This is a genomic window from Micromonospora sp. WMMD964, from assembly GCF_029581455.1.
Classification (GTDB): domain Bacteria; phylum Actinomycetota; class Actinomycetes; order Mycobacteriales; family Micromonosporaceae; genus Micromonospora.
Genome location: NZ_CP120860.1, coordinates 6,346,690 through 6,370,350 on the forward strand (window position 1 = coordinate 6,346,690; position 23,661 = coordinate 6,370,350).

Sequence of the window (23,661 nt, forward strand, 5' to 3'; positions counted from 1 at the left end):
CCTACTCGGCCTTGGCGAGTCGGAGGGCCAACTCGGGGCAGACCTTGACCGCCTTCAGCGCCCCCTCCCGCAGCCAGGTCGGCACGGGGGTGGCCGGGAAGGCCGGGTATCCGTTCGCGTCCAGCCGGATGAAGTCCGGTACGACGTGCGCGCAGAGCCCGTGCCCGTCGCACCGCGACCAGTCCAGGGTGAGCTTCTGCGGGTTCGCGTCCGGTGCGCCCGGCAGCCCCATCACGCCCTTGACCCGTCGGCCGCAACCGTCGCCGGTGCTGTGCAGCCGCAGGTCCTCGGCGAAGACCTCGATCGCGGACAGCGCGAACCGGGCGGTGCCGTCCGGATGGCTGCACGCACCCCGGCCCCTCACCTCGCCGGCGGCGGCCCGCACCACGTCCGCCGGTTGGCTACCGGCGACGGCCAGGTCCACCGCGCGGGCCAGATCCGGCAGGCCCATCTTGCACGGTCCGCACTGGCCGGCGGACTCCCCGGCCAGGTAACGCACCACCTGCGCGGCCTCGCCGAGCGGGCAGGTGTCGACACCGACCGGGATGATGATGCCCGCGCCGAGGGTGCCGCCGACCGCGGCCAGACCCCTGCGGGACACCTCGGCCTTCTCCGCCGCCTCCGGGGTGATCCACTTGCCGTGGTAGCCGCCCATCAGGATGCCCTGTACGTCCGGGACCTCGCACAGGTCCAGGACGTCGCGCAGCGGCATGCCGGCGGTGCACTCCACCACGGCCGGTCGACCGGCCGCGCCGGTCACGGTGAGCAGCACCGTACCCGGCTCGTCGTCGGTGCCGAGCGCCGCGTACTCGTACGGGCCGAGTCGCGCACCGATCGCGAGCTGGGCGTACGTCTCGGCGTTGGACAGCAGGGTGGGCAGGCCGCTGACCCCGGAGTCGCTGGAACGCTTCTTGGTGCCGGGTGGGATGTGCGGCAGCCCGTTGATCCCGTTGACGAGCGCGCCGCCCTCACCGGAGATGAACCGGTGCGGCACGGTGACGATCGTCGTCATCACCGGCATCCGGCGCTCATCGAGGGCCTCCATCAGCGAGTCCTTGCCGACCCCGTCGTCGGCCACCCCGATGACGATCTCGTCGGCGTCCAGCGCGTACGCGGCCAGCGCCGCGCCGTCCAGGATCAGATGCGGTGCGCGGGTCAGCAGCACCTTGTCCTTCCAACTGGCCGGCTCACCCTCGGTGGCGTTGACCACCACGACGGCGGCGAGGTCCTGCCGTTCGCAGGACTCCAGCACGGCCCGCAGTTTGCGGGCGAACGGGAAACCCGCCCCGCCCTTGCCCTTGAGCTGCATGCCCTCGGCGAGCCGGAGCAGCTGCGCGGGTTCCATCGGGCCGATCGGGCCGTGCACCTCCTCGTGGGCGGCCAGGTCGAGCCGACCGTACTCGGCGAACCCGGCGGTCAGCCGCGGCTCGCCCACGCAGGCGACCGGTGGCACAGCCGTCCGCATCACTTCGCCTCACCCCGCAGCCCAGCCCAGTACGCCCCGTCGACAGCGTCGGCGCTGGCCTTGCGGCGCTTGGCGGAGCGGCCCTCACCGGCGGCCCGCTTGGCGCGACGTGAGGCCAGGTCGACCAGCGTCGGCGTGTCGTCGACCGGCGGTGCCTCGTCCGGCACGTACCGGGCCGGCGGACGCCAGTAGTCCGGCTCCTCCGGCAGGTCGTCCTCCGCGCTGTGCCGGCCGCTGCCGCTGCGCGGCGTCGCCGAGATCGGGCTGCTGGAGATCGGCTCTGCGGAGACCGGGCCGGCGGAGATCGGCTCGCCGGCCTGCCACCGGCGCGGGCTGTCCCACGGCTCCTCGGGCTCCGGCGTCGGCAGCGGCGGGGCCGAATACCGGCTGTCCTCGTCCTCACGGCGGGACCGGCGGGTGGGTCGCTCGGCGGCCGACTCCTCGGCGCGTCGCCGACCGGCCGAGGCCTCCTCGTCCCGGGTACGCGAGCCACGTCGCCGGGCCACCGGCTCCAACTCCTCCTCGTCGCGTCGGCGGGTGTCGGTCTCCTCGACGCTGCGGCGGGTCGACCGGCGGGTGGTGGGCTCCGCCTCGTCGCGCCGGCTACGGGACGACCGTTCGGTGTCGCGGCGGGCGGCCGGCTCCTCCTCGCGTCGGCGTCGGCTGGGCCGGTTCGGCTCCACCAGGGAGCCGGGCTCGGGCACCACCGGGACGGTGAACCGTTCGGGGTCCCGCCGCGCGGGCGGGGCGGCCCAGGTGGCGGTGGTGGTGTCCGCCCAGGCGGGACGCTTCTCCGCGGCGGAGTTGCTGCGCCGACCCAACCCGGCCAACAGCGACCGAGCGGCCTTCGCGTCACCGGCCCGGCCGGCCATCGCGGCGTTGCGCGCCGCCGCCTGGTGCTGTTCGCGGCTGCGCCGACCGAGGCTGACCGAGAGCCGCACCAGCAGGGCCAGCACCACCAGCAGGATGCAGCCCAGGTAGCTGAACATCACCCAGGGCGCTGCGGCCCGACCGGCGTTGAGGCCGTGCAGCACGGCGAAGGGCCAGGCCAGGTACGCGACGGAGTGCAGGGCGCGCCACAGCCACTTCGGACCGACGTCGGCGAAGCGGGCCCGGATGATTCCGGTCCAGATCACACTGACCATGAGCAGGGCGGCCACCGTGCCGAGCCCGACGTACAGCCCTCGGCCACCGACGAACGGCACCACCGCGTCGGTCGCCGCCGCCCGACCTGTGGCGACCTTGGTGAGGACGTGGAATCCGAGCCCGGCCACGCCCAGCACACCGGTGGCGCGGTGCGCCGACTGCATCAGCACCCGGTGCGGGATGCGCAGCACCAGCCGATCGGTGGCGAGCAGACCGAGCATCACGGTCAGGCTCAACGCCACCAGGGAGATCACCCCGGCGAAGAACTCGGTGAAGAAGAAGCCGTACGCGTACGCCTTCTGTCCAGCGCCGGTCAGCATGACCGCCGCCCAGAGCGCGGCGAGCGCCGACGCGATCAACATGCCGACCGCCGGCCTCGAGGGGGTTCGCACCCCCCGACTGCTGGCGCTGGTCCGGACGGTGGCCGCCTTCTTGTCCTGCTGTGCCCGGGCCATCTGCTCCTCGATCGTCTCGCGGCGGCGTACCACCGGCCGACCCCTGCTCCCCCATCCAGTACGGACGGACGGGGCGCGCGGATCACCCACTGCCGAAAATTTCTGGGTCGAGATCGAACCGAGTGGTGCCATCGTGCGTTGCGCCGCCCGCGTGGGCCACAGAGCACCCCGTTTATCGATTTTGTGCGGGAAGGACCTCCGCTCAGCAGAACTTTGTCCGATACAGTCGTTTGGTGTCGTTTGACGGAAAGAAGCCGTACCGCCGTCGTGGCGTCTGGGTGACCGCAGCGATCGCCGTCCCCGTGCTGCTGGTGACCGCTCTGCTGATCGGCCAGGCCCTCACTCCGAACTCGACGGCCCCAGAACGGGTCGTCACGGCAGCCGACCCGACGCCGGGCAGCGTCGAGCAGAACGCCGAGGAGTCGATCCCCCCGGCCGCACCCGCCCCGGCGGGACTGCCGGTGGTCGACTACGACCCGGCCCCCGGTGGGTTCCCCGCCGACCCGGCCACCATGGACACCACGCCGCTGACCGAGGGCGCGCACCCGACGAAGCGGATCGCCGCGTACGACGCGCCCGGCGGTCGTCCGCGTGCCTTCCTCGAACCGACGATCCGAGGCGTGGAGCTGACCATGCCGATCGCCGACCGGCACGCCGGCTGGACGGCAGTCCTGCTGCCCTCGGCCAATCGGCGGCTCGCCTGGCTGCCCCCCGGCGGGTTCGACACCGTGCCGCTGCGCGACCAGATCGTGGTGGAACGCGCGGTCCACCGCCTCACCTGGTACCGGGCCGGCAAGGCGGTGCGCTCGTGGGAGGTCAGCCTCGGCCAGGCGGGGCAGGAGACCCCACTCGGACGGACCTTCATCCTGGGCCGCACCCCACCGCCGGAGTCGGTCTACGGCGGCGTGGACATCTACGCGCTCGGGTCGGTGCCCGACGACCCGGAGTCGGTGCCGGCCGGGCTGCGGGGCGCGCACATCGGCGTGCACACCTGGCACAACGACGACGAGTTGGGCGAGAACACCACGAACGGCTGCATCCGGCTGACCCGCTCCGGTCAGCGGGAGTTGCTCGCCGAGGTGCGCCCCGGCAGCAGCCTGGTCGTGGTCGACCGGTTGCCCACCCCGCCACCGACCGCCTGAGCGCCCCACGGCGAGACCCGCCGTTCAGTCGCCGAGCAGCCAACCGTTCTGCTCGGCGACCCGGATCGCGTCGGCCCGGTTGCGTGCGCCGGTCTTACCGATCGCCGCCGACAGGTGGTTGCGCACCGTCCCCTCGGAGAGGTGCAGCACCCCGGCCAGGTCCGCGACGGTGCCACCGTCCCGGGCCGTACGCAGCACCTCGGTCTCCCGCTCGGTCAACGGGCTGACGCCGGTGGCCAGGGTCTCGGCCGCCAGTGTCGGGTCGACCACCCGCAGACCGGAGTGCACCCGGCGGACCGCGTCGGCGAGCTGCCGGGCCGGGGTGTCCTTGACCACGAAACCGCTCGCGCCGGCCTCCATCGCCCGGCGCAGGTAGCCGGGTCGCCCGAAGGTGGTCACCACCAGCACCCGGCAGGTCGGCAACGCGGCCCGCAGCGCGGTGGTGGCCGCGATCCCGTCCAGGCCGGGCATCTCCACGTCCAACAGGGCCACGTCGGGTGTACTGCGCAGCGCCTCCGGCACCACCTCGTCGCCCCGGCCGACCTCGGCCACCACGGTCAGGTCCGGCTCCAACGAGAGCAGCGCGGCCAACGCGCCCCGGACCAGCGCCTGGTCGTCGGCGAGCAGCAGCCGGATCGGCGTCGGACCGCCGCTCACCGGGCCGCCTCCCGGGTGTGCACCCGCAGCAGAAAGCCGTCGCCCGGCGGCCGGCGACCGACGGTCACCACCGCGTCCAGCCGCCGCGCCCGCTCCCGCAGGCCGACCAGCCCGTGCCCACTCACGTCGGGAGTGGACGGGCCCCGCCCGTCGTCACTGATCTCGACCCGATCCGGGTGCACCCGGATCACGCAGCACCGCGCCCCACTGTGCCGGACCACGTTGGTCACCCCTTCCCGTACCGCCCAACCGAACAACCGGTCCCACTCCTCCGGCAGCTCCGGCAGTTCGACCGGCAGGTCCGCCGCGATGCCCGCCGCGGCCAGCGCGGAGCGGGCGCCGGCCAGCTCCGCGCCGAGACTGACCTCGCGGTACGCCCCAGCGGTCTGCCGCACGTCGGCCAGCGCGGCCCGGGCCAGCGCCTCCACCTCGGCGATCTCGACGGCGGCCCGGTCCCGGTCGACCTCAATCAGACGGCCGGCCAACTCGGCCTTGATCGCCACCACGGTCAACGAGTGCCCGAGGATGTCGTGCAGGTCGCGGGCGGCGCGGGCCCGCTCCTCGGCGACCGCGAGCCGGCCGATCTCCTGCTGGGCGGCCCGGAGTTCGCTGTTGCGCTGAGCCAACTGGGAGAACCCGAACATGGCGAACGAGGCGAGCAGCACGGCGAAGACGATGCCCTTCTCCGCCTCCCACCCCGGCACCAGCCAGGACGCCAGCACCGGGGTCACCGCGCAGAGCAGCACGGTGGCCAACGCCTCCCACCGCGGCAACAGGAACACCGCCGCCGCGGCCACGTAGACCACGGTGGCCAGCCAGTCCCCGCCGGTGCCCGGGAGACTGGCCAAGCCCACCGCGAACAGCAGCGCCAACGCGACCCGCGCCCGGCCCGCCGGGATCGGCAGCAGCGACTGACGCCGCCTGCGGGCCCACTGGAACAGCAGCACGTAGCCGACACTGAACACGACCAGGGCGACCACACCGAGGATCCGTCGCCACGGCTCCGGTTGGCGCAGCGCGGTGGCGAGCGGCACGTTGAGGAAGAACAGCCAGACCGCGGCCAGCAGCCAACCGGTGAACCGCCAGTGGCGGTTCACCGGCCAGGGCTGCCCCGTCGAGAGGTCCATCGGGTCCACGCTATCGGCCCGGCCGGTCAGACCCGCGCGGTGTCCCGGCGGAACAGCCGAGCCGCACCGACGCCGAAGACCAGCGCCCAGACCACGATGTTGGCGACCGCCGCCATGCTCACCCCGTCGCCGGTCAGTGGGGCGCGGGCCAGCACCCCCACGCCGTACACCGGTGTGAACGTCGCGACGTGCTGCAGCACCTCCGGCAGCACCTCGACCGGCACGAACAGCCCGCCGAACATGGCCAGCACGGCCAGGATCGGGCCGATGAACTGCATGACGTTCTCGGCCGGCGCCAGGTAGCCGACGAACAGCCCGAACGCGGCGAAGACCAGCGAACCGATCCAGGCGGCGAGCCCGGACAGCAGCCAGACGGACGCCGGAACGCGGACGCCGGCCGCCGCGCCCACCAGGAACTCGACGACGACAGCGAGCAGACCGAGGGCCATCGCCGTGGCCAGCTTGGTGGCCACGTACGCGCTCGGACGCAGCGGGGTGAGCCGCAACTGACGGCTCCAGCCCAGCGCCCGCTCGGTGGCCACCGCGCCACCGGCGCTGGTGGTCGCCACCATGGCCGCGTACACGGCCAGGCTGATCATGACGTACGCCGTCACCGGGCGACCGTTGTCCAGGTGCTGCCCGCCCTGCGGCAGGCCGAAGATGAGGAAGAAGACGCCCGGCATGATCAGCGTGAAGGCGAGGGTACGGCGGTTGCGCAGCACCCGGCGCAGCTCGATGCGCAGGACTCCCGGGGAGAACCCGCCCAGGGCGGGCAGCCGACGGTCCGGCTCGGCGGTGCGGTTCGGGGTGGCCGACAGAGTGGTCATCTCAGGCTCCGGTCTGCGCGGTGGTCAGGGCGAGGAAGGCGTCCTCGAGGTTGCGGGAGGTGATCTCCACGTCCCGGGCGGCGGTCCGGGTGAGCAGGTGCCGGGCGACGGCGTCCGAGTCGCCGGTGCGCACCAGCACACTGTCGCCGCGTACCTCCACGGCGTCCACGTCGGGCAGCGCGGCGAGTGCGGCCTGGTCGGCACCGGGCAGGGTGGCCCGCACGGTGCGGCCGGCGGCCAGGTTCTTGATCTGCGCGGTGGTGCCGTCGGCGACCACGCGCCCCTGCCGGACCAGCACGATCCGGTCGGCGTACGCGTCCGCCTCGTCCAGGTAGTGGGTGGCGAAGATGACGGTCCGTCCGGCCCGGGCGTCGCGGCGCAGCGCCTGCCAGAAGTCCCGGCGACCCTCCACGTCCATGCCGGTGGTCGGTTCGTCGAGCACCATCAGGTCCGGGTCGGGCAGCAGGGCCAGCGCGAAGCGCAGCCGCTGCTGCTGCCCGCCGGAGCAGCGCCCGACCACCCGCCCGGCGATGTCGGCGATGCCGGCCCGCTCCAACACCTCGGCCGCCGGGCGGGTGTGTCGGTAGAAGTGGGCGGTCATCTCGACCGTCTCGCCCACGGTCAGGTCCTTGAGCAACCCGCCGGTCTGCAGGACGGCGGCGACCCGACCCTGGGCCACCGCGCTGTCCGGCGTGCCGCCGAGGAGGCGGACGGTCCCCGCGTCCGGGCGGGCCAACCCGAGCAGCATGTCGATCGTGGTGGTCTTGCCCGCGCCGTTCGGGCCGAGGAAGGCCACCACCTCGCCGGGCTGCACCCGCAGGCTCAACCCGTCGACAGCGGTGACCGCGCCGAAGGACTTGGTGAGGCCGTCCAAATCGACAGCCGGATGCGTACTGGTCATGCCGGTAATGCTCCGGTGGCGCGTACCCCGGTGCCTGGAACGGCCGTCACGTCCCGGCCGTGACATTTGTCAGGGCCGTTCGCGGCGTCCCGGCGGAACAGCCTGGGCAGGCATCGCGGGCGCGGCAGCGGGTAACCGCCGGGCCGGACGCCGCCGAACCGGGAGGACTCGATGGGTGCCACGCCGCAGGGCCAGGTCGACACGGTCGTGCTGATCCACGGTCTCTGGATGACCTCGCGTAGTTGGGAGAGGTGGGCCGAGCGGTACACCGCGCGCGGCATGCACGTCATCACCCCCGCGTGGCCCGGGATGGACCGGTCCGTGGAGCAGTTGCGGGACGATCCCGGCCCGATCGCCGAGCAGAGCATGGCCACGATCGTGGCGCACTACGACAAGATCATCCGGGCCCTGCCCCGGCCGCCGATCATCATGGGACACTCGTTCGGCGGCCTGTTCGCCCAGGTCCTCGCCGACCGGGGTCTCGGCGCGGCGGTGGTGGGGGTGCACCCGGCGGCGGTGAAGGGCGTGCTCAAGGTGCCGCTGAGCCAGCTGCGCTCCGGCTTCCCGATCCTGCGCAGCCCCGCCAACCGGGGCAAGGCCGTCCCGTTCACCCCGGACGACTTCGCCTACACGTTCGGCAACGCCATGAGTCGCGAGGACTCCGACCGGGCCTGGCAGCGCTATGCCGTACCCGGCGCCGGTCGGGTGTTCTTCGAAGGCGCCTTCGCCAACGTCGACCCGCGCTCACCCGCCCGGGTCGACGTCGGCCGCAACGACCGACCTCCGCTGCTGCTGATGGCCGGCGACAACGACCACGTCGTACCGGCGTCGGTGGTCCGCGCCAACGCGGGGCTCTACCAGAAGTCCCGGGCACTGACCGCGTACCAGGAGTTCCCCGGCCGAACCCACTTCACCGTGGGGCAGGACGGCTGGGAGGAGATCGCCGACTACGCGCTCGACTGGGCGCTGCGCGCGGCGGCGCTCCCCCGCGAGGCGACCATCGCCAGCGAAACCCCCCGCCGCTGAACCGGCGGCCCCTGGCCCGGGCCCCGGCCGGGCTGCGGCTGCGGCTGCGGCTGCGGCTGCGGCTGCGGCTGCGGCTGCGGCTGCGGCTGCGGCTGCGGCTGCGGCTGCGGCTGCGGCTGCGGCTGCGGCTGCGGCTGCGGCTGCCATGATCATGTGATGAGAAATAGCTGTCAGAGACGTCCGTGACCTACTTTTCATCACTTGATCATCGGAGACGACGCTCGCTGATCAACGGATGCCTCTGGCGAAGCGGCATGTCGGCGACCGGCGGGGGTATCCCGACGGGATGAGGGCGAGTTTCCGGATCGGTCGGGTCGCGGGAGTGCCGGTCGGCGTCAACTGGAGTGTTCTGGTCATCTTCGCGTTGATCGCGTGGGGATTGGCCGCCAACCAGTTCCCGCGTTCGTACCCGGACCGCTCGCCGGTGGCGTACACCCTCGCCGGCCTGGCCGCGGCGGTGGTCTTCTTCGTCGGTCTGCTCGCCCACGAGGTGTCGCACGCGGTGGTGGCCAAGCGCAACGGGCTCACCGTCGACGGCATCACGCTGTGGCTGTTCGGCGGGGTGGCCGAGTTGCGGGGTGAGCCCCGCGACCCGGGCGCGGAGCTGCGGATCGCGGGCGTCGGCCCGCTGGTCAGCCTCCTGATCGGAGCGTTCTTCGGTGCCGTGGCCGCGCTGCTCGCGCTGGCCGGGGTGGGTGGGCTGGTGCTCGGGGCGGTGGCGTGGCTGGCCGGCATCAACGTGCTGCTGGCCGTCTTCAACGTGCTGCCCGCCGCACCCCTGGACGGCGGTCGACTGCTGCGCGCCGCAGTGTGGAAGGCCACCGGTGACCGGACCAGGGCTTCGGTGGTCGCCGCCCGCGCGGGCTGGGTGCTGGGTGTGCTGCTGATCGGCCTCGGGTTGTGGCAGTTCCTGTCCGGGGTCGGTTTCGGTGGCCTGTGGCTGGCCCTGATCGGCTGGTTCCTGATCGGTGCCGCCGGGATGGAGGAGCGGCAGGCCCGCACCGGAAACGCGCTACGCGGCATCCGGGTGGGCGACGTGATGACCCCGCAGCCGCAGACCGTCTCGGCGGAGGTGACCGTCGCCGACTTCGTCGACCACTACCTCTTCGCGTACCGGCATTCGGCGTTGCCGCTGACCGAGGACGGCCGACCGATCGGCCTGGTCACCGTCGACCGGGTACGGGGTGTACCGGCCGACCGGCGGGCGTCGACCACCCTCGCGGAGGTGGCCTGCCGGGCCGACGACCTGGTGCTCGCCCAGCCGGGTGAACAGCTCAACGACCTGCTCCCCCGCCTCAGCGAGTGCGCCGATGGTCGAGCCCTGGTGGTCGGCGACGACGGCCGCCTGACCGGCATCGTCTCCCCCAGCGACATCGCCCGCGCGGTCCAACGCAACACCCTCACCGGCTCCACCCCCTCCCGCTGACGGCCTTCCGCCTCTCGTCGATCATGGAGTTGTGGTGGGAACAAAACACCTTCCAAGCCCCTAAACCGGTCACCACAACTCCATGATCGACCGGGCGAGGGTGGGGGCGCGGGGAACTCAGCGGGGGAAGTAGCGGTTCAGCTCGTCGGTCTGGAACTTGTTCTTCGGGTCCAGGTCGGCCAGGAGCGCGGCGAAGTCGGCGTACCTCGGGTAGCGGTTGGCCAGCTCCGCTGGGTCGGTGACGAAGACCTTGCCCCAGTGCGGGCGGGGCGCGAAGGGTGCCAGGCGCTCCTCCACGGCGGCCACCACGGGCAGCACGGCGGCGGTGTCGCCGATCCAGGTGAAGTGCACGACGAAGCTGTCCCGCCGGTGGTTCGGGCTGAGCCACAGCTCGTCCGCCGCCACCGTCCGCAGCTCGCACACCAGCAGCACCGGGGCGATCAGGTGCGCCACGTCGTCCAGGGCGGCCAGCACGTCGGCCGCCGACGTACGCGGCACGTGGTACTCGGACTGCAACTCGTCGCCGCTGCTCGGGGTGAAGCCGAGCTTGAAGTGCGGCAGCCGCTCGTGCCACGGGCCGGGCTCACCGAGTTGGGGTGTGCAGTTCTCCGGTGGCATCCCGAGCACCGGGTGCCGTGGTTGGTCGGCGGCTGTGGTGCCGAGCCAGTCCGCCGGGGGCGGCGGCTGGTCGACTGCCTGCTTGCGCCACACCTCACGCAGTCGGGGCGTACGCCAGTCGGTGAAGACACTCACGCTGTACGCCGAGCCGAGCGCCTCGTCCAGCGCCGCCCGGTCGAGGTCGAGCCGCACGTACTGGCGCAACTGGAACGTCGGCACCACGTCCAGGGTGACCCGGGTGACCAGGCCGAGCGCGCCGAGCCCGACGACCATGCCGGCGAACCTGTCGGTGTCGCGGTCGACCCGCAGCAGGTCGCCGTCGGCGGTGACCAACTCCAGGGCGGCGACCGCGCCGGCCAGGTTGGCGTGGGTCTGACCGGAGCCGTGGGTGGCGGTGGCCACCGCGCCGGCGACCGAGATGTGCGGCAGCGAGGCGAGGTTCGCCAACGCGTACCCCTGGGTCTGCAACTGTCCGGCGAGGTCGCCGTAGCGCATCGCGCCGCTCACTGTGACCTGCCCGCGCTCGTGGTCCACCTCGACGGTCTGGGGCAGCCCGGCGAGGCTGACCAGGTCGCCGTCGGTGTCGCCGAAGCGGTTGAAGGAGTGCCCGCTGCCCACGGCGCGGAGCCGGGTGCTGCCGGCGACCAGTCGGCGCAGTTCGTCGATGGAGGTCGGTCGGTGGAACGCCCGGGCGGCGTACCGCACGTTGCCGGCCCAGTTGCGGCGCGGCACCTCGGGAGCTGCGGCCTGCGGTCCCTGCTCGGTCATGTAGCGGTCTCCCGATCGGTGGGCTGGTGGTCGGCCAACGCGGTGACGAGGGCGTCCAGAACCGTATCCGTCTGGTACGTGTGGTAGCCACGTTGGGCGATCGGCAGACCGGCGGCGGTGGCGCGTTCGATCTCTCCCCGGGCCGCCTGCCGGGCCGACGCGTCGCCGGACATCAGGGCGTCCTGCCCGCGTCGGATCAACCGGTCGACCCGGTCCATCTGGTAGCCGCGCAGCCCGACCGTGAGATCCGGGGTGGCGAAGGCGTCACGACGCAGCGCGAGCAGGTCGACGAAACGGTCCCCGGCGTGGCGGGCGAGCGCGGCGGACACCTGCTCGGGCTGCTCGCGCACCTGGTCGAGGACGAGCAGCTCGATGGCCGGACGGCCGTCGACCGGGTGCCGGGCGGTGACCAGCTCACGCGGCACAGCCTGCACAGGAACCAGCAACAGTCGCGGTGGTCCCGCGTAGCCGTCGCGTCGGGGCGGCTCGTCGAGGACCAGTGTGTCGACCTCGTCCCACCGGATCTCCCGGCGCAGGCCGGGCCGCCGAATGCTGAGCCCCTCCGCGTGGATCCCGAACCGGAACGGCCGCAGCGCGCTGACCAGCGCGACCGCGCCCAGCCCGATCGCACCCACCGCGATGATCGTCCGGAGCAGCTGGCCGTCGCTGGGATAGACCAACAGGAGCACACCACCGAGTACGCACACCAGGGCGAGCGCACGGGCCCCCCGATTCCGGCGCAGTTCCACGCTCGGACCCCCCGTTCATGACCGTGGCGTCGGTCCCGACATCTTCCGCCAGACCGGGCACCAGGGACACCGGTCGATCGGGCACGGTTGTTCTCGTCGTCGTCGGGGAACCCTACGCCCATGAGCAGCTACCGCGATCCGGCCGCACGAGGTGACGTCTTCCCCTCCGAGGAGGAGCTGGACCCGACCGGCACCGGCGTCGAGCAGGCCAGTGCGCCACCGGCGGGCGGGGTGTCGAGCCACCCGTCGCCCACGCCCGGCCCCCGACCCACACCGGCACCCGCGCCGGCCCCGACGCCGGTGCCGGCGCCCGGGCCACCGCCACGTGCGCCGGGCGCCCAGTCGATCGTGACCCGACACCTGGACGGCTCGGTGGAGGTGGTCACCGACCTCGACGGTGACGGCGTCGCCGACGTCGTCCAGATCGACGTGGACGGCGACGGGATCCCGGACATCACCTATGTGGACAGCGATCGGGACGGTCGCCTGGACACCGTGCTGGGCGACGCGAACGGGGTCGGTACGGGCGCCCACCGCGCCTGACCGGGTCAGAGCTTCGCCATCACCTCACCGGCGACCAACTCCAGGTGGTCCAGGTCGCCGAGGTCGAGCACCTGGAGGTAGATGCGCTCGCTGCCGATCTCCGCGTACCGGCCGATGGTGTCCAGGACCTCACCGGGGGTTCCGGCCAGGCCGTTGGCCCGCAGCTCGTCGGGCTCACGGCCGATCGCGGCGGCCCGACGGGCCACCTCGGCGTCGTCACGCCCGCAGCAGAGCACCAGGGCGTTGGACCAGACCAACTCGTTCGGTTGCCGGCCGATCTCGGCGCAGGCCGCGCGGACCCGGTCGAACTGCGCGGCACTGTCCGGCACCGAGGCGAACGGCAGGTTGAACTCGTCGGCGTAGCGGGCGGCCAGCCGAGGGGTGCGCTTCGGGCCCATCCCGCCGAGCAGGATCGGTGGGCGTGGCTGCACGGGCTTCGGCAACGCGGGCGAGCCGCTCACCGGGTAGTACCGGCCGGAGTGGTCGAACCGTTCGCCGACCGGCGTGGACCAGAGACCGGTGATGACCGCGAGCTGCTCCTCCAGCCTGTCGAACCGCTCGGCCAACGGCGGGAACGGGATGCCGTACGCGGTGTGCTCCTCGGCGAACCAGCCGGTGCCGATGCCCAGCTCCACCCGACCGCCGCTCATCTGGTCCACCTGCGCCACGGTGATCGCCAGCGGGCCGGGCAGCCGGAAGGTCGCGGCGGTCATCAACGTGCCGAGCCGGATCCGGCTGGTGTCCCGGGCCAGCCCGGCCAGCGTGGTCCACGCGTCGGTCGGGCCGGGCTCGCCGGTCCCCTCGCCCATCCTGAGGTAGTGGTCGGACCGGAAGAACGCAGCGTAGCCGGCGTCCTCGGCGCAGCGGGCGACGGCGAGCAACTGGTCGTAGTCGGCGCCCTGCTGGGGTTCGGTGAAGATCCGCAGTTCCATGATCCGAGCATAGGGAGCGAACGGTGGTGCCCACGTCGGGACGGGGACCCCCGCCCATATGCTTTGACGAACATATGACTGAAGAGGCATATTAGGGGGCGTGTCCACCGACGCCTTCACCATCCTCGCCGAGCCCACCCGGCGCCGGATCCTCGATCAGCTTCGCGACGCCGAACGCAGCGTCGGCGAGCTGGTCGACGGCCTGGGGGTCAGCCAGCCGGCCGTCTCCAAACACCTGCGGGTGCTTCGTGACGCCGGCTTCGTCACCTGCCGGACGGCCGCCCGACAGCGGATCTACCGCCTCGATCCGGGCCCGCTGCGGGCCGTCGACGGCTGGCTGGACCCGTACCGCCGACTGTGGGCCCGACACCTGGACGCCCTGGAACGGCACCTCGACAGTCAGGAGCAGTGAATGGACCGCGATACGTTCCGCCCGAGCCCACCCGCCGAGGTACGCACCGAGCCGACCGGCGACGCCGTGACCCTGGTCTTCGTCCGCGACCTGCGGCATCCGCCGACCACCGTCTGGGCGGCACTGACCGACCCGAGCCAGCTCGCGCAGTGGGCGCCGTTCCTCGCCGACCGCGATCTCGGCCACACCGGCGCCGCCGTGCTCACCCTCGTCGACGGCGAGACCACCCAGGAGGACCCGACGACGGTACGCCGGGCCGAGCCGCCACACCTGTTGGAGTACACCTGGGGCGACGACCTGCTCCGCTGGGAACTGAGCCCGTTGGGCGACGGCACCCGTCTCACCCTGCGACACACCGTCGCCGACCAGGGCATGCTGCCGATGGTCACGGCCGGCTGGCACCTCTGCCTCGACGTCGCCGACCGGCTGCTCGACGGTGACCCGATCGGCCCGATCCGTGGCGCGGAGGCCAAGGACTTCGGGTGGTCCGAGCTGCGCGACGCGTACGCCGAACGGCTCGGTGAGGGCTGACGGTGTCGCCCCGGCGGCCCCGGGCACCCGGAGCCGCCGGGACCGGTCAGACGTACGGTCGCTTGGCGTACGCCTCGCGCAGCGCGGCCAACCCGGTCGCCTTCGGGGTCAGCGTGCCCCACCCCGAGTTGAAGTAGTTGGTGCGCACGATCCGTGGCCCCCGCTCGGCGTTGAGCTGGGCGATCGCCGCCGGCACGGTGGCGATCCAGGCGGCCTGGTTGGGGATCTCGGCCACCCGCACCCCCCACTCCGCGATGATCACGGGCCGGGACAGCGCCACCGGGCCGAGATCGGCCACCGCCCAGTCCTTGGTACGGCGGAACCGGGCCAGCGCGGTGTGGCTGGCGTCGGTGCCGTACGCGTTCCACTGGAGGAAGTCGAGGCGGGCCATCAGCGACTCGGGGTGGGTGCGCTGGAAGCAGGCCCGGTCGAAGCCGCCCAGCCCGACCGAGAACGTGGTGTTGGCGGGCAGGGACCGCGCCTTGAACCAGGTGATGATGTAGTTGACCGCCTGCACCGCCCGGGCGTCCGACTCGGCCCAGGTGTACGCCTTGCCGTCCTCGGTGGTGCCGAACTCGTGGTCGGTGTCCAACTCCGAGGCGAGCTGGATGTTCACCCCGAAGCCGAGCGTCCGGTACTGCGACAGGGCACGGGCGAACAACCCGTCGCACTGGCCCTTGAGCACCTGTCCGTAGCCGTACGCTTTCGGGAAGGTCGTGCCGGGTCGCTGCTGGATGGTCATCGACGGCGCCGGGACGGTGTAGCTGACGCCGTCCACAGTGAAGCTCTGCGGCCCCTGGTTGGGCGCGCCGTAGTGCTTCAACTCCAGGACCATGTTCATCTGCACACCGGCCTTGCCCAGGTTGACCAGCCAGGGCCGGTTGTAGCCGGGGAAGGTGAAGCCGTCGGCGAAGCTGCGGTACTGGGTGAGCGACCGGAAGTTGCCGCCGGTCATGTCAGCGGTGGGGTCCGCGCCCCCGGACAGGTAGTAGCCCCCGAGTACGGGTTGTTGTGGGACCAGGCTGTAGTCGACGCCGGCCGTCGCGGTGTTCCCGCCGGCGTCGCGGACCTGGACGGTGACCCGGGGCATCACGCCACCGCCCGGTAGACGGCCACCGAGCCGTTGTCGGACACCCGGGTCCAGGTACGCCCCGAGTTGTCGGTCACGGTCACGGTGAGCGGGTCGATGACGGCCGTGACCTTGACCGGCGCGCTGCTGTTGCCCTGCGCGTCGGTGACCACGATGGTGACGGTCAGTGGCTTGGTGTCGGCGTCCGAGTAGGTGACGGTCAGCAGCATCTGGGCGCCCGGCGCGAAGACGGTGGCGTTCAGGGCTGCGGTAACGGTGGGAGCGGCCATGTCGGGCCCCTTCTGGCTCGGTCGTCCGGGCCGGCGCGCGGTCGAGCGACACCGGACCGGCGAGGGTCCACAGTGCGAAAGGCCGGCGGGGCACGGGGACGGCAGGCACGACCGGTGGGAGGCGTCGCCTGACTACCGGCGGGTGCTGACGTCCTTGTCCCGGTGGGCGGAGGCACCGCTGCGGGCGCCCGCAGGGGTGTCAGTGGCAGCCGCGGCCTGTCGTACGCGCGACCGGCACGGCATCTGTGCCGTGACCGCCGCGGCGTCGCGGCCGGGCTGGGTGAGGGCGGCACCGGTGCGGACGATGCTGTCCCCAACGGGCCGGAGGATCGGGATGTGGCCCGCCACCCGTCCACCTCCACCTACCCCAAGGGTGCTCTACCAGGGGCTTTACCGTCTTGTCCGGTTTGTGACAAGGGCACTGGCGGGACTATTCGGCACCCGATGTCGGGGCGTCCGCAGCACCAGGACACCCCGACATCAGCAACACCGAGTCGATCGTCGCTCTGGACGGCCGACGCCACACGCTGAGGTCGGGAATACGGCCGCCGTCACCGTCCCGGCCGGAGATGCGGACGCCGGCCGCCTGGAGCACCTGCTCGGCGAGCCATCCGGCCATGATCGACCAGGCGAAGAGGCGACTGGCGATCATGGCGTGTTCCGAATCGGGCGGAGGCATGACCGACAGAACGCCCTCGGGGCTGGTCTCGTAGCGGTGACCATTCGAATCGGCAGCGTTCATCGCCGCCACGTCGTCGAGCGTCACAACAGCGGGCATGTGCGTGCCGACAGCCTCCGCGCCCATGGACCTCATCCTCGGCGACCTCCGGCTCTGATCAGCGCATCCGATGGGCGCGGGGCGGGTGTCGGCCGACGCAGCACCCGGTGAGTCAGCGACGTCGGAGTGCCGGGTCGAGCAGGGCCGGCGGAGCGTCGAACTTCTCGTGTGCGGCGAGGTCGACGCCGGGCGCCACGATCGCGTCGATCGCGTCGAGCACGTCGGCGGAGAGCACCGTGTCGGCGGCGGCGAGCTGGGAGTGCAGGTGCTCGATGGTGCGCGGACCGATGATCGCGCTGGTCACGGCGGGGTGCGCGGTGACGAACCCGAGGGCGAGCTGGATCATGGTGAGCCCGGCCTCGTCGGCGACCGTGGCCAACCGCTCGACGGCGTCGAGTCGGGCCTGGTTCGCGGGGATGGTCAGGTCGAAGCGCTGGGGCAGGATCGCCGAGCGACTGGTGGTGATCTCCCGGCCGGCGCGGATCGCGCCCGAGAGCCAACCCGAGGCGAGAGGGCTCCAGGCGAGCACGCCGAGCCCGTACTGCTCGGTCACGGGCAGGACGTGGGCCTCGATGCCGCGTTGCAGGATCGAGTAGCTGGGCTGCTCCGTGACGTACCGGCTCAGGTGGTGCTCCCGCGCGGCCCACTCGGCCTGCACGAGCCGATACGCGGGGAAGGTCGACGCCCCGAAGTAGCGGATCTTCCCGGCCCGTTGCAGATCGGTCAGCGCCGACAGGGTCTCCTCGTCGCTGGTGGTCGGGTCCCATCGGTGGACCTGGTAGAGATCGACGTGGTCGACCCCGAGGCGGCGCAGGCTGTCGTCCAACTCGGTGATCAGCCAGCGGCGCGAGCTGCCGCGGTGGTTGCGCTCGTCGCCCATCGGCATACCGGCCTTCGTGGCCAGCACGATGTCGTCGCGACGACCGGCGATGGCCCTGCCCACCATCTCCTCCGACTCGCCCTGGCTGTACATGTCGGCGGTGTCGATCAGGTTGATTCCGGCATCGAGGGCGGCGTCGACGATCGCCGTCGCGTCCTCCTGGGTCGTACGTCCCAGTTTGCCGAAGTTCATCGCGCCCAGCGAAAGGGTGCTGACCTGGACGCCGGTGCGACCCAAGGTGCGGTACTGCATGTCTTTCCTCCATCGAACGGGAGAGTGGCGTGGCCGTGTGCGATCAAGTGGAACGATGTTCCGCTAACCACCATACGGAACGCCGTTCCGTATGCCAACCGGTGTGACGGAGGCAGCAGCACCGAGGACGCGGTGGTTCATGCGGTGCGCGCCCACCCACAGGACCCACCATGTCAATGTAACGTTGACACGTGTCATCGGAGCTGGCCCGCCTGGCGGACGTCCGGACCACCCGTGCGCGGCTGGACGAGGAGGAGTTGGACCTCATCGACCGGGCGCACCACGGGGGCGCGACGTGGGCGCAGATCGCCACCGCCCTGGGCCTCGGCAGTCGGCAGGCCGCCGAGCAGCGTCGCCAGCGCCTGGCGACCGCACGGCGGTCCCGACGGCAGCGGCACGACCTCGACGTCTCGCCGCAGATCGTGGCGCTGCGTGACGCCATGGTCGACCTCGGGCGGTGGATCGCCGCCGACCGCCGCTGGGACACCCGATTCGGCCGAGCGGCGCTCGTCCGGCGCACCGTGGAGGTCGCCCTCGACGCCACTCCCGGCTCGCTGTACGCGTTGGCAGTGCATCTCACCACGGACCTCGCCGAGGCGGGCGCCTCGCTGCCGCCACCCGTTCGCACCGCCGCAGCGAAGATCGACACCGCCCTGTCAACAGAAGCTTGACGTTGCCCCCTAGCATTGCCCCGGCCCGGCTCAAGAATCAGGATGTGAGTCGTCTCGACTCAATCCTGGAGGCCCGATGCGGCGCAACGCCGGACTGTTCGTGGGGATCTCGCTGCTGTCCGGCTTCGGTAGCAGCGCCATGTCCCTGGTGGCCGGCGTATGGATCCTCGACCTGACCGGCTCGACGAGCCTCGCGGCCCTCGCCGGGCTCTGCGTGTACGCCCCGGTGCTGGCCGGCCCGTGGCTGGGCGGTCTGCTCGACCGGGCGCCCCGGCGGCCCCTGGTCATCGCCGTCAACCTGCTGCTGGCCGCCGCGCTGCTGGCCCTCCTCGCCGTACGGGGGCCGGACCAGACCTGGCTGATCTTCGCCGTCTCGTGCGCGTACGGCATCAGCTACGTGCTGATCGACGCGGGTGAGACGGCGCTGCTGCCGTCCGCGCTGTCGCCGACGGAACTCGGCGACGTCAACGGGTGGCGTTCCAGCGCGCAGGAGGGCATGAAGCTCGTCGCTCCCCTGGTCGGCGCCGGCCTCTACGCCTGGCGCGGCGGTCACGCCGTCGTCGTCCTCAGCGCGGTCATGCCCGTCCTGGTCGCCCTCCTGTACGCGGTGCTCCGCCTGCGCCGGACACCTCCCGGCCGGCCCGCGCGGCACGGTGGCGGTCCGCGTACCGGACTGGTGGTCCTGTTCGGACAGCGCGCGACGCGTCTGCCGGTCGTGCTCGCGGCCGTGTCGATCGCCATGTCCGGCTTCACGACCGCGGCGGTCTACGCGATGGTCGTCACGGAACTGCGCCTTCCGTCGACGTTCCTGGGAGTGCTGGCCAGCGCGCAGGGAGCCGGTTCCATCGTCGGTGGGCTGTTCGTCGGCCGGATCATCAGCCGGCTCGGTCCCGTCGCCGTCGGCGTCGCCGGGACGGTGCTGTTCGCCGTCGGTTGTCTGGCCCGCTGCCTGCCGTGGTGGCCGGCCACCGTCGCGGGTGCGGCGGCCGCCGGAGTGGGCCTGCCGTGGACGCTGGTCGCGGCGGTGACCGCCGTGCAGACGCACACGCCACCGGCTCTGCTGGGCCGGGTCTCCGCGACGGCGAACACCGCGATGTTCGGGCCCCTCGTCGCCGCGATCCCCCTCGGCTCGGCGGCCGTGCACCTCGGTGCCCGCCCGCCGCTGGTCGCCGCAACGGTGATCTGTCTGACGGCGGCAACCGCGACGAAGCCGGCGTTGGTGCGGAGGGTCTGGCGCTCGGCGTCGCTGGATACTGTCTAGTCATGCCGCTGAGTCCGGAACAGGTCGAGCTGTTCGAGCGCTCCCGGGCTCGCCTGGAGGCGATCGCCTATCGACTGCTGGGCTCGGCGAGCGACGCCGAGGACGCCGTGCAGGACACGTTCCTGCGCTGGCAGGCCGCCGACCGGGGGCACGTCGAGACGCCCGAGGCGTGGCTGACGAAGGTGCTCACCAACGTGTGCCTCAACCAGCTCACCTCGGCGCGGGCCAGGCGGGAGACGTACGTGGGCAGCTGGCTGCCCGAACCGGTCCTCGCCGGCGACCGGATGCTCGGCCCGCTCGACACCGCCGAGCAGCGCGAGTCGGTCTCGATGGCGGTGCTCACCCTGCTGGAGCGGCTCTCCCCCAACGAGCGCGCGGTGTACGTGCTGCGCGAGGCCTTCGGCTACGCGCACGCCGAGATCGCCGAGATCCTCGGCCGCACCGAGTCGAACTGCCAGCAGACCTACCGACGGGCCAAACAGCACGTCGCCGCGGAGCGGGCCCGCGCGGAGGTCGACCGTGCCACCGCTCAGAAGATCATTGCGGAGTTCCTCACGGCGGCCAACAACGGCGAGATCCACCGGCTGGTCGAGCTGCTGACCGACGACGTGCGGAGCACCGCCGACGGCGGCGGCAAGATCCCGGCCCGCGCCTCGATCACCGGCGCGATGGCGGTGGCGAAGTTCCTGCGCGGCCTGTTCAAACCCGCGGACGTGAAGCGGGACCTGGTCGGAGGCAGCCCCGCCGTGCACGTCGCCGCCGCGAACGGCGCTCCGGCCGTGGTGGTGGTGATCGACGACCGGGTGATCGGCGTGATGTCCCTGGAGGTGACTCCCGACGGCGTCGCGGCCATCCACAACCAGGTCAACCCGGACAAGCTCGCCCGCGCGAGTCGTCAGTGGTCCGCGACCGCGCACGGGGAGGCCCTCTTCCGCGTCTGGTGACCCAGCTCATAGCCGGCTCCTGTCAGGAAACGCGTCGCTGCCCGGTTCAGGAAGCGACCACCGCCGAGACAGGAGCGCCACCATGAGACACCGCATCGTCGTCCTCGGAGCCGGCTACTCCGGAGCCATCACCGCGGGACGCCTCGCCCGGCGACTGCACCCCGACGACACCGAGATCACCGTCGTCAACGCCGACGCCGACTTCGTCGAGCGGGTCCGTCTGCACCAGCTCGCCACCGGGCAGGACCTCGACCACCACCCGCTCCGCGATGTCTACGCCGGCACCGGCGTCACACTCCGACAGGCGCGGGTCACCGCCGTCGACGTCGACCGGCGGACCGTCGCGCTCGCCGACGAGCACGGCACCGGCGAGATCGCGTACGACACGCTCGTCTACGCCCTCGGCAGCACCGCCGCCGACCACGGCGTCCCCGGCGTCGCGGAGCACGCGTACGACATCGGGGGCAGATCGTCGGCGCTGCGGCTGCGTGACCGCCTCGCCCACCTCGCAGCCGGCGGGACCGTGCTCGTCGTCGGCGGGGGCCTCACCGGCCTGGAAGCGGTCACCGAGATCGCCGAGGCCCGGCCGGACCTCGACGTCGCGCTCGCGACCCGGGGCGGTCTCGGCGACTGGCTCAACGACAAGGCGCAGCGGCACCTGCGCGGCGTCTGCGACCGGCTCGGCATCACCGTGCACGAGCACACCGACATCGCCCGGGTCGACCCGACCGGCGCGGTCACCGGCGACGGCCGGGAGGTCCCGGCCGAGGTGACGGTGTGGACGACCGGCTTCGCCGTCCACCCGATCGCCGCCGCCACGACCCTCACCGTCGCGGCGACCGGGCAGATCGTCGTCGACGCCACCATGCGGTCGGTCTCGCACCCCGACGTGTACGCGGTCGGCGACGCCGCCCTCGCCGCCGGACCGGGCGGCAAGCCGCTGCGGATGTCCTGCGCCTCGGGAATCCCGATGGCGTGGCAGGCCGCCGATGCCATCGCCGCCCGGCTGACCGGCCGGTCGAAGTTCCCGACGGCTCCGCTGCGCTACTTCAACCAGTGCATCAGCCTGGGCCGCCGCGATGGCATCATCCAGTACGTGACCGCCGACGACCGGGCCAAGCCGTCCCTCCTCACGGGGAAGCTGGCGGCCCGCTACAAGGAGTTCGTCTGCAAGGGCGGGGCCTGGAGCATCTCCCACCCGATGCTGTACCCGGTGCGCCGCCACCGCATCACCGCGAACCGGTCGGAGAGCGTCACCGCCAGGTCGTGACCCGCCGTCCGGTCGGGGTGGGGCGGGCCGGGGTCCCCCCGAGACACCGGCCCGCCCGGACGGTGCCGGTGTCGTCAGCCCCGGCCGGCCGCCTCGCTGAGCATCACGTCGAGCTCGGGGTCCGCCATGATCTCGCGGACCTCCTGTGGGCACCGGCACGCGGCTGCCATCTTGGCAGCCCACTCCAGGGCCTCCTCACGGGTGGCCACGTCGACGACGGTCAGACCGCCGATGACCTCCTTGGTCTCCGGGAAGAGGCCGTCGGTGACCGTCCCGTCGGTGGCCACGATGCTCGCCTGCTGCCGTTCGAGGCCACCGCCGTACACCCACACGCCGGCGTTCATGGCCTCCTGGGTCACCGCGTGCGCCGCCTTGCCCACGTCGGGGAAGTCCTCGGCGGGGATGTGGTCCATCGCGCCGTCGTTGAACGAGATCAGATACCGCGCCATCGCATGACTCCCTTGTCCCGGCGACCACCCTCCGGCCGCCTTCCGTCTGAGCTACGAACGGCTCGTCGCGGATTCGACGGTGTGCCGGAAGAATTCTTACCCGGATCTGCCTTTCCCGGGTGGCGCCGACCCGACACCGTCCGGACCCGGCACGGCGGGGGCCCGGACGGTTCAGCGGGGCTGAGGCTAGAACCCACCCCACTGGCGGGCGGAGCACTTCCAGGTCTTCCCGTCGTCCTGCGAGATGCAGACCGCGAGGAACTTCCCGAGGAAGGGAAGGGTGAAGGTGAAGATGTGGGCCTTCGTCCTCGCGTACGGCACGCCGGACTCATCGGCGATGTCGGCCAACGCCCACCCCGGGTCCGGCGCGTCCAGCGTCGCCACCCGGCGCAGCGAAGGGATGTCCCCGCCGTCGAGGAGGGTCTGGATCTCGTCCGCCGAGGGCTCACCGTCACCGGTGAGGGTCTCCACGGTGGACGGGCCGTCGACCGCCACGCCGTTGAGCTTCTCGAAGGCCGCCTTCGTGCCACCCACTGTGGTCTCGCCGAGCAGGTCGAGGGTGAAGGTCCGTTCGCCTCCTCGGCTCGCCAGGAGACATTCCCAGACGGACTTGCCGCTGGCGACGCACATGGTCAGGCACCATTCCCGACCGCCGGGCACCGACGAGGCGAAGATCAGCGACGTCGCCGTCCCCCCGCCGCCGGTGCCGTCGAACGTGCCGTCGGCGAGGTCGGCCATCGTCGTGCCGAGGACGTCCCGGCCGCCCGGCATCGTGCCGACGACCTTGACGCCGTCGACCTCACCACCGGCGACGAGCGCCTCGAGTTGATCGCCGGTGAGGGTCCGGCCGCCGGTGTCGACGGCCAGCACCCTGTCCAGGTCGCCGACGGGTCGGCCGGTCAGGTCCTCGAGCTGCCGAAGCATCGTCGCCGGAGCACCGGGGTGGTCGGTGACAGTCGTCCGGGCCTCGTCCTCGGCCGCGTGCGACGGTGCGTACGAAGCGGTCAGCCCGACGATCAGGGCGGTCGCGACGATGGTGGTACGCCTGGTGATGGTCCGCAGAGTTGTCATC

Annotated in this window: 25 protein-coding genes; 10 read left to right on the forward strand and 15 right to left on the reverse strand. The window is 72.3% G+C overall.

Annotated elements, in window-relative coordinates; translation table 11 throughout:
- Nucleotide 1: 1 nt before the first annotated feature.
- Together O7616_RS28845 and O7616_RS28850 are read right to left on the reverse strand one after the other, a co-directional pair.
- Nucleotides 2–1,465 (reverse strand): NADH-quinone oxidoreductase subunit NuoF family protein, encoded by a 1,464-nt coding sequence (locus O7616_RS28845; protein WP_282304830.1) that lies wholly within the window; start codon nucleotides 1,463–1,465, stop codon nucleotides 2–4.
- Nucleotides 1,465–3,099 (reverse strand): hypothetical protein, encoded by a 1,635-nt coding sequence (locus tag O7616_RS28850; RefSeq protein WP_282304831.1) that lies wholly within the window; start codon nucleotides 3,097–3,099, stop codon nucleotides 1,465–1,467. Before O7616_RS28850 ends, O7616_RS28845 begins: the two co-directional genes overlap by 1 nt.
- Before the next feature lie 200 nt (nucleotides 3,100–3,299).
- Here O7616_RS28850 and O7616_RS28855 point away from each other — a divergent pair, with 200 nt between their 5' ends.
- Entirely contained in the window at nucleotides 3,300–4,208 is a 909-nt protein-coding gene (locus O7616_RS28855) for a L,D-transpeptidase (RefSeq protein ID WP_282304832.1), read from the forward strand.
- 24 nt (nucleotides 4,209–4,232) lie between these two features.
- Here O7616_RS28855 and O7616_RS28860 read toward each other — a convergent pair whose 3' ends face one another.
- Genes O7616_RS28860 through O7616_RS28875 form a run of 4 tightly spaced genes read right to left on the reverse strand, consistent with a single transcriptional unit; the run spans nucleotide 4,233 to nucleotide 7,720 of the window.
- Nucleotides 4,233–4,865, reverse strand: a complete 633-nt coding sequence (locus tag O7616_RS28860) for a response regulator transcription factor (protein WP_282304833.1) — start codon at nucleotides 4,863–4,865, stop codon at nucleotides 4,233–4,235.
- Nucleotides 4,862–5,992 (reverse strand): histidine kinase, encoded by a 1,131-nt coding sequence (locus O7616_RS28865; RefSeq protein WP_282304834.1) that lies wholly within the window; start codon nucleotides 5,990–5,992, stop codon nucleotides 4,862–4,864. The genes O7616_RS28860 and O7616_RS28865 overlap by 4 nt, the downstream gene beginning before the upstream one ends.
- A 26-nt stretch (nucleotides 5,993–6,018) precedes the next feature.
- Nucleotides 6,019–6,819, reverse strand: coding sequence for an ABC transporter permease (locus O7616_RS28870; RefSeq protein WP_282304836.1), 801 nt, complete (start codon nucleotides 6,817–6,819; stop codon nucleotides 6,019–6,021).
- A gap of 1 nt (nucleotide 6,820) precedes the next feature.
- Entirely contained in the window at nucleotides 6,821–7,720 is a 900-nt protein-coding gene (locus tag O7616_RS28875; protein WP_282304838.1) for an ABC transporter ATP-binding protein, read from the reverse strand.
- Between the two features lie 171 nt (nucleotides 7,721–7,891).
- Here O7616_RS28875 and O7616_RS28880 point away from each other — a divergent pair, with 171 nt between their 5' ends.
- Together O7616_RS28880 and O7616_RS28885 are read left to right on the forward strand one after the other, a co-directional pair.
- Nucleotides 7,892–8,746: an alpha/beta fold hydrolase gene (locus O7616_RS28880; RefSeq protein ID WP_282304839.1), complete on the forward strand. Its 855-nt coding sequence runs from the start codon at nucleotides 7,892–7,894 to the stop codon at nucleotides 8,744–8,746.
- A 286-nt stretch (nucleotides 8,747–9,032) separates the two neighbouring features.
- Nucleotides 9,033–10,172 carry a site-2 protease family protein gene (locus O7616_RS28885; RefSeq protein WP_282304841.1) on the forward strand — a complete coding sequence of 380 codons (1,140 nt, stop codon included), beginning with the start codon at nucleotides 9,033–9,035 and terminating at the stop codon, nucleotides 10,170–10,172.
- 117 nt (nucleotides 10,173–10,289) lie between these two features.
- Here O7616_RS28885 and O7616_RS28890 read toward each other — a convergent pair whose 3' ends face one another.
- Together O7616_RS28890 and O7616_RS28895 are read right to left on the reverse strand one after the other, a co-directional pair.
- Nucleotides 10,290–11,558 (reverse strand): FAD-binding protein, encoded by a 1,269-nt coding sequence (locus O7616_RS28890; protein WP_282304842.1) that lies wholly within the window; start codon nucleotides 11,556–11,558, stop codon nucleotides 10,290–10,292.
- Nucleotides 11,555–12,307, reverse strand: coding sequence for a hypothetical protein (locus tag O7616_RS28895; protein WP_282304843.1), 753 nt, complete (start codon nucleotides 12,305–12,307; stop codon nucleotides 11,555–11,557). Before O7616_RS28895 ends, O7616_RS28890 begins: the two co-directional genes overlap by 4 nt.
- A 120-nt stretch (nucleotides 12,308–12,427) precedes the next feature.
- On the opposite strand from O7616_RS28895, the gene O7616_RS28900 reads away from it, so the two are divergent.
- Nucleotides 12,428–12,850 carry a hypothetical protein gene (locus O7616_RS28900; protein WP_282304844.1) on the forward strand — a complete coding sequence of 141 codons (423 nt, stop codon included), beginning with the start codon at nucleotides 12,428–12,430 and terminating at the stop codon, nucleotides 12,848–12,850.
- Between the two features lie 5 nt (nucleotides 12,851–12,855).
- Here O7616_RS28900 and O7616_RS28905 read toward each other — a convergent pair whose 3' ends face one another.
- The gene (locus O7616_RS28905; protein ID WP_282304845.1) at nucleotides 12,856–13,782 is read right to left on the reverse strand and encodes an LLM class F420-dependent oxidoreductase; all 927 of its coding nucleotides are present in this window, start codon (nucleotides 13,780–13,782) and stop codon (nucleotides 12,856–12,858) included.
- A 100-nt stretch (nucleotides 13,783–13,882) separates the two neighbouring features.
- Between O7616_RS28905 and O7616_RS28910 the strand changes: the two genes are divergently transcribed.
- Together O7616_RS28910 and O7616_RS28915 are read left to right on the forward strand one after the other, a co-directional pair.
- Nucleotides 13,883–14,194, forward strand: a complete 312-nt coding sequence (locus O7616_RS28910; protein ID WP_282304846.1) for a metalloregulator ArsR/SmtB family transcription factor — start codon at nucleotides 13,883–13,885, stop codon at nucleotides 14,192–14,194.
- Nucleotides 14,195–14,725 carry an SRPBCC family protein gene (locus tag O7616_RS28915; protein WP_282304847.1) on the forward strand — a complete coding sequence of 177 codons (531 nt, stop codon included), beginning with the start codon at nucleotides 14,195–14,197 and terminating at the stop codon, nucleotides 14,723–14,725. It abuts the gene before it with no gap.
- A 46-nt stretch (nucleotides 14,726–14,771) separates the two neighbouring features.
- Here O7616_RS28915 and O7616_RS28920 read toward each other — a convergent pair whose 3' ends face one another.
- From O7616_RS28920 to O7616_RS28935, 4 genes are all read right to left on the reverse strand, one after another.
- A complete protein-coding gene (locus O7616_RS28920) occupies nucleotides 14,772–15,815 on the reverse strand; it encodes a hypothetical protein (RefSeq protein WP_282304848.1) in 1,044 nt (347 codons plus the stop codon).
- Nucleotides 15,815–16,084, reverse strand: coding sequence for a hypothetical protein (locus O7616_RS28925; protein WP_282304849.1), 270 nt, complete (start codon nucleotides 16,082–16,084; stop codon nucleotides 15,815–15,817). The genes O7616_RS28920 and O7616_RS28925 overlap by 1 nt, the downstream gene beginning before the upstream one ends.
- Before the next feature lie 430 nt (nucleotides 16,085–16,514).
- Nucleotides 16,515–16,889, reverse strand: coding sequence for a Uma2 family endonuclease (locus tag O7616_RS28930; protein ID WP_282304850.1), 375 nt, complete (start codon nucleotides 16,887–16,889; stop codon nucleotides 16,515–16,517).
- Between the two features lie 85 nt (nucleotides 16,890–16,974).
- Nucleotides 16,975–17,994: an aldo/keto reductase gene (locus O7616_RS28935; RefSeq protein ID WP_282304851.1), complete on the reverse strand. Its 1,020-nt coding sequence runs from the start codon at nucleotides 17,992–17,994 to the stop codon at nucleotides 16,975–16,977.
- Between the two features lie 191 nt (nucleotides 17,995–18,185).
- On the opposite strand from O7616_RS28935, the gene O7616_RS28940 reads away from it, so the two are divergent.
- The 4 genes from O7616_RS28940 to O7616_RS28955 all read left to right on the forward strand — a co-directional run bounded on the left by O7616_RS28940 (nucleotide 18,186) and on the right by O7616_RS28955 (nucleotide 22,140).
- A complete protein-coding gene (locus O7616_RS28940; RefSeq protein WP_282304852.1) occupies nucleotides 18,186–18,665 on the forward strand; it encodes a hypothetical protein in 480 nt (159 codons plus the stop codon).
- Between the two features lie 76 nt (nucleotides 18,666–18,741).
- On the forward strand, nucleotides 18,742–19,926 hold the full coding sequence (locus O7616_RS28945; protein WP_282304853.1) for an MFS transporter: 1,185 nt from the start codon (nucleotides 18,742–18,744) through the stop codon (nucleotides 19,924–19,926).
- 2 nt (nucleotides 19,927–19,928) lie between these two features.
- Nucleotides 19,929–20,870, forward strand: a complete 942-nt coding sequence (locus tag O7616_RS28950; RefSeq protein WP_282304854.1) for an RNA polymerase sigma-70 factor — start codon at nucleotides 19,929–19,931, stop codon at nucleotides 20,868–20,870.
- Between the two features lie 82 nt (nucleotides 20,871–20,952).
- Nucleotides 20,953–22,140 carry an FAD-dependent oxidoreductase gene (locus O7616_RS28955; RefSeq protein WP_282304855.1) on the forward strand — a complete coding sequence of 396 codons (1,188 nt, stop codon included), beginning with the start codon at nucleotides 20,953–20,955 and terminating at the stop codon, nucleotides 22,138–22,140.
- A gap of 74 nt (nucleotides 22,141–22,214) precedes the next feature.
- On the opposite strand, the gene O7616_RS28960 is transcribed toward O7616_RS28955, so the two are convergent.
- A complete protein-coding gene (locus O7616_RS28960) occupies nucleotides 22,215–22,589 on the reverse strand; it encodes a YciI family protein (protein WP_282304856.1) in 375 nt (124 codons plus the stop codon).
- A 186-nt stretch (nucleotides 22,590–22,775) separates the two neighbouring features.
- Entirely contained in the window at nucleotides 22,776–23,660 is an 885-nt protein-coding gene (locus O7616_RS28965) for a hypothetical protein (RefSeq protein ID WP_282304857.1), read from the reverse strand.
- Nucleotide 23,661: the final 1 nt, after the last annotated feature.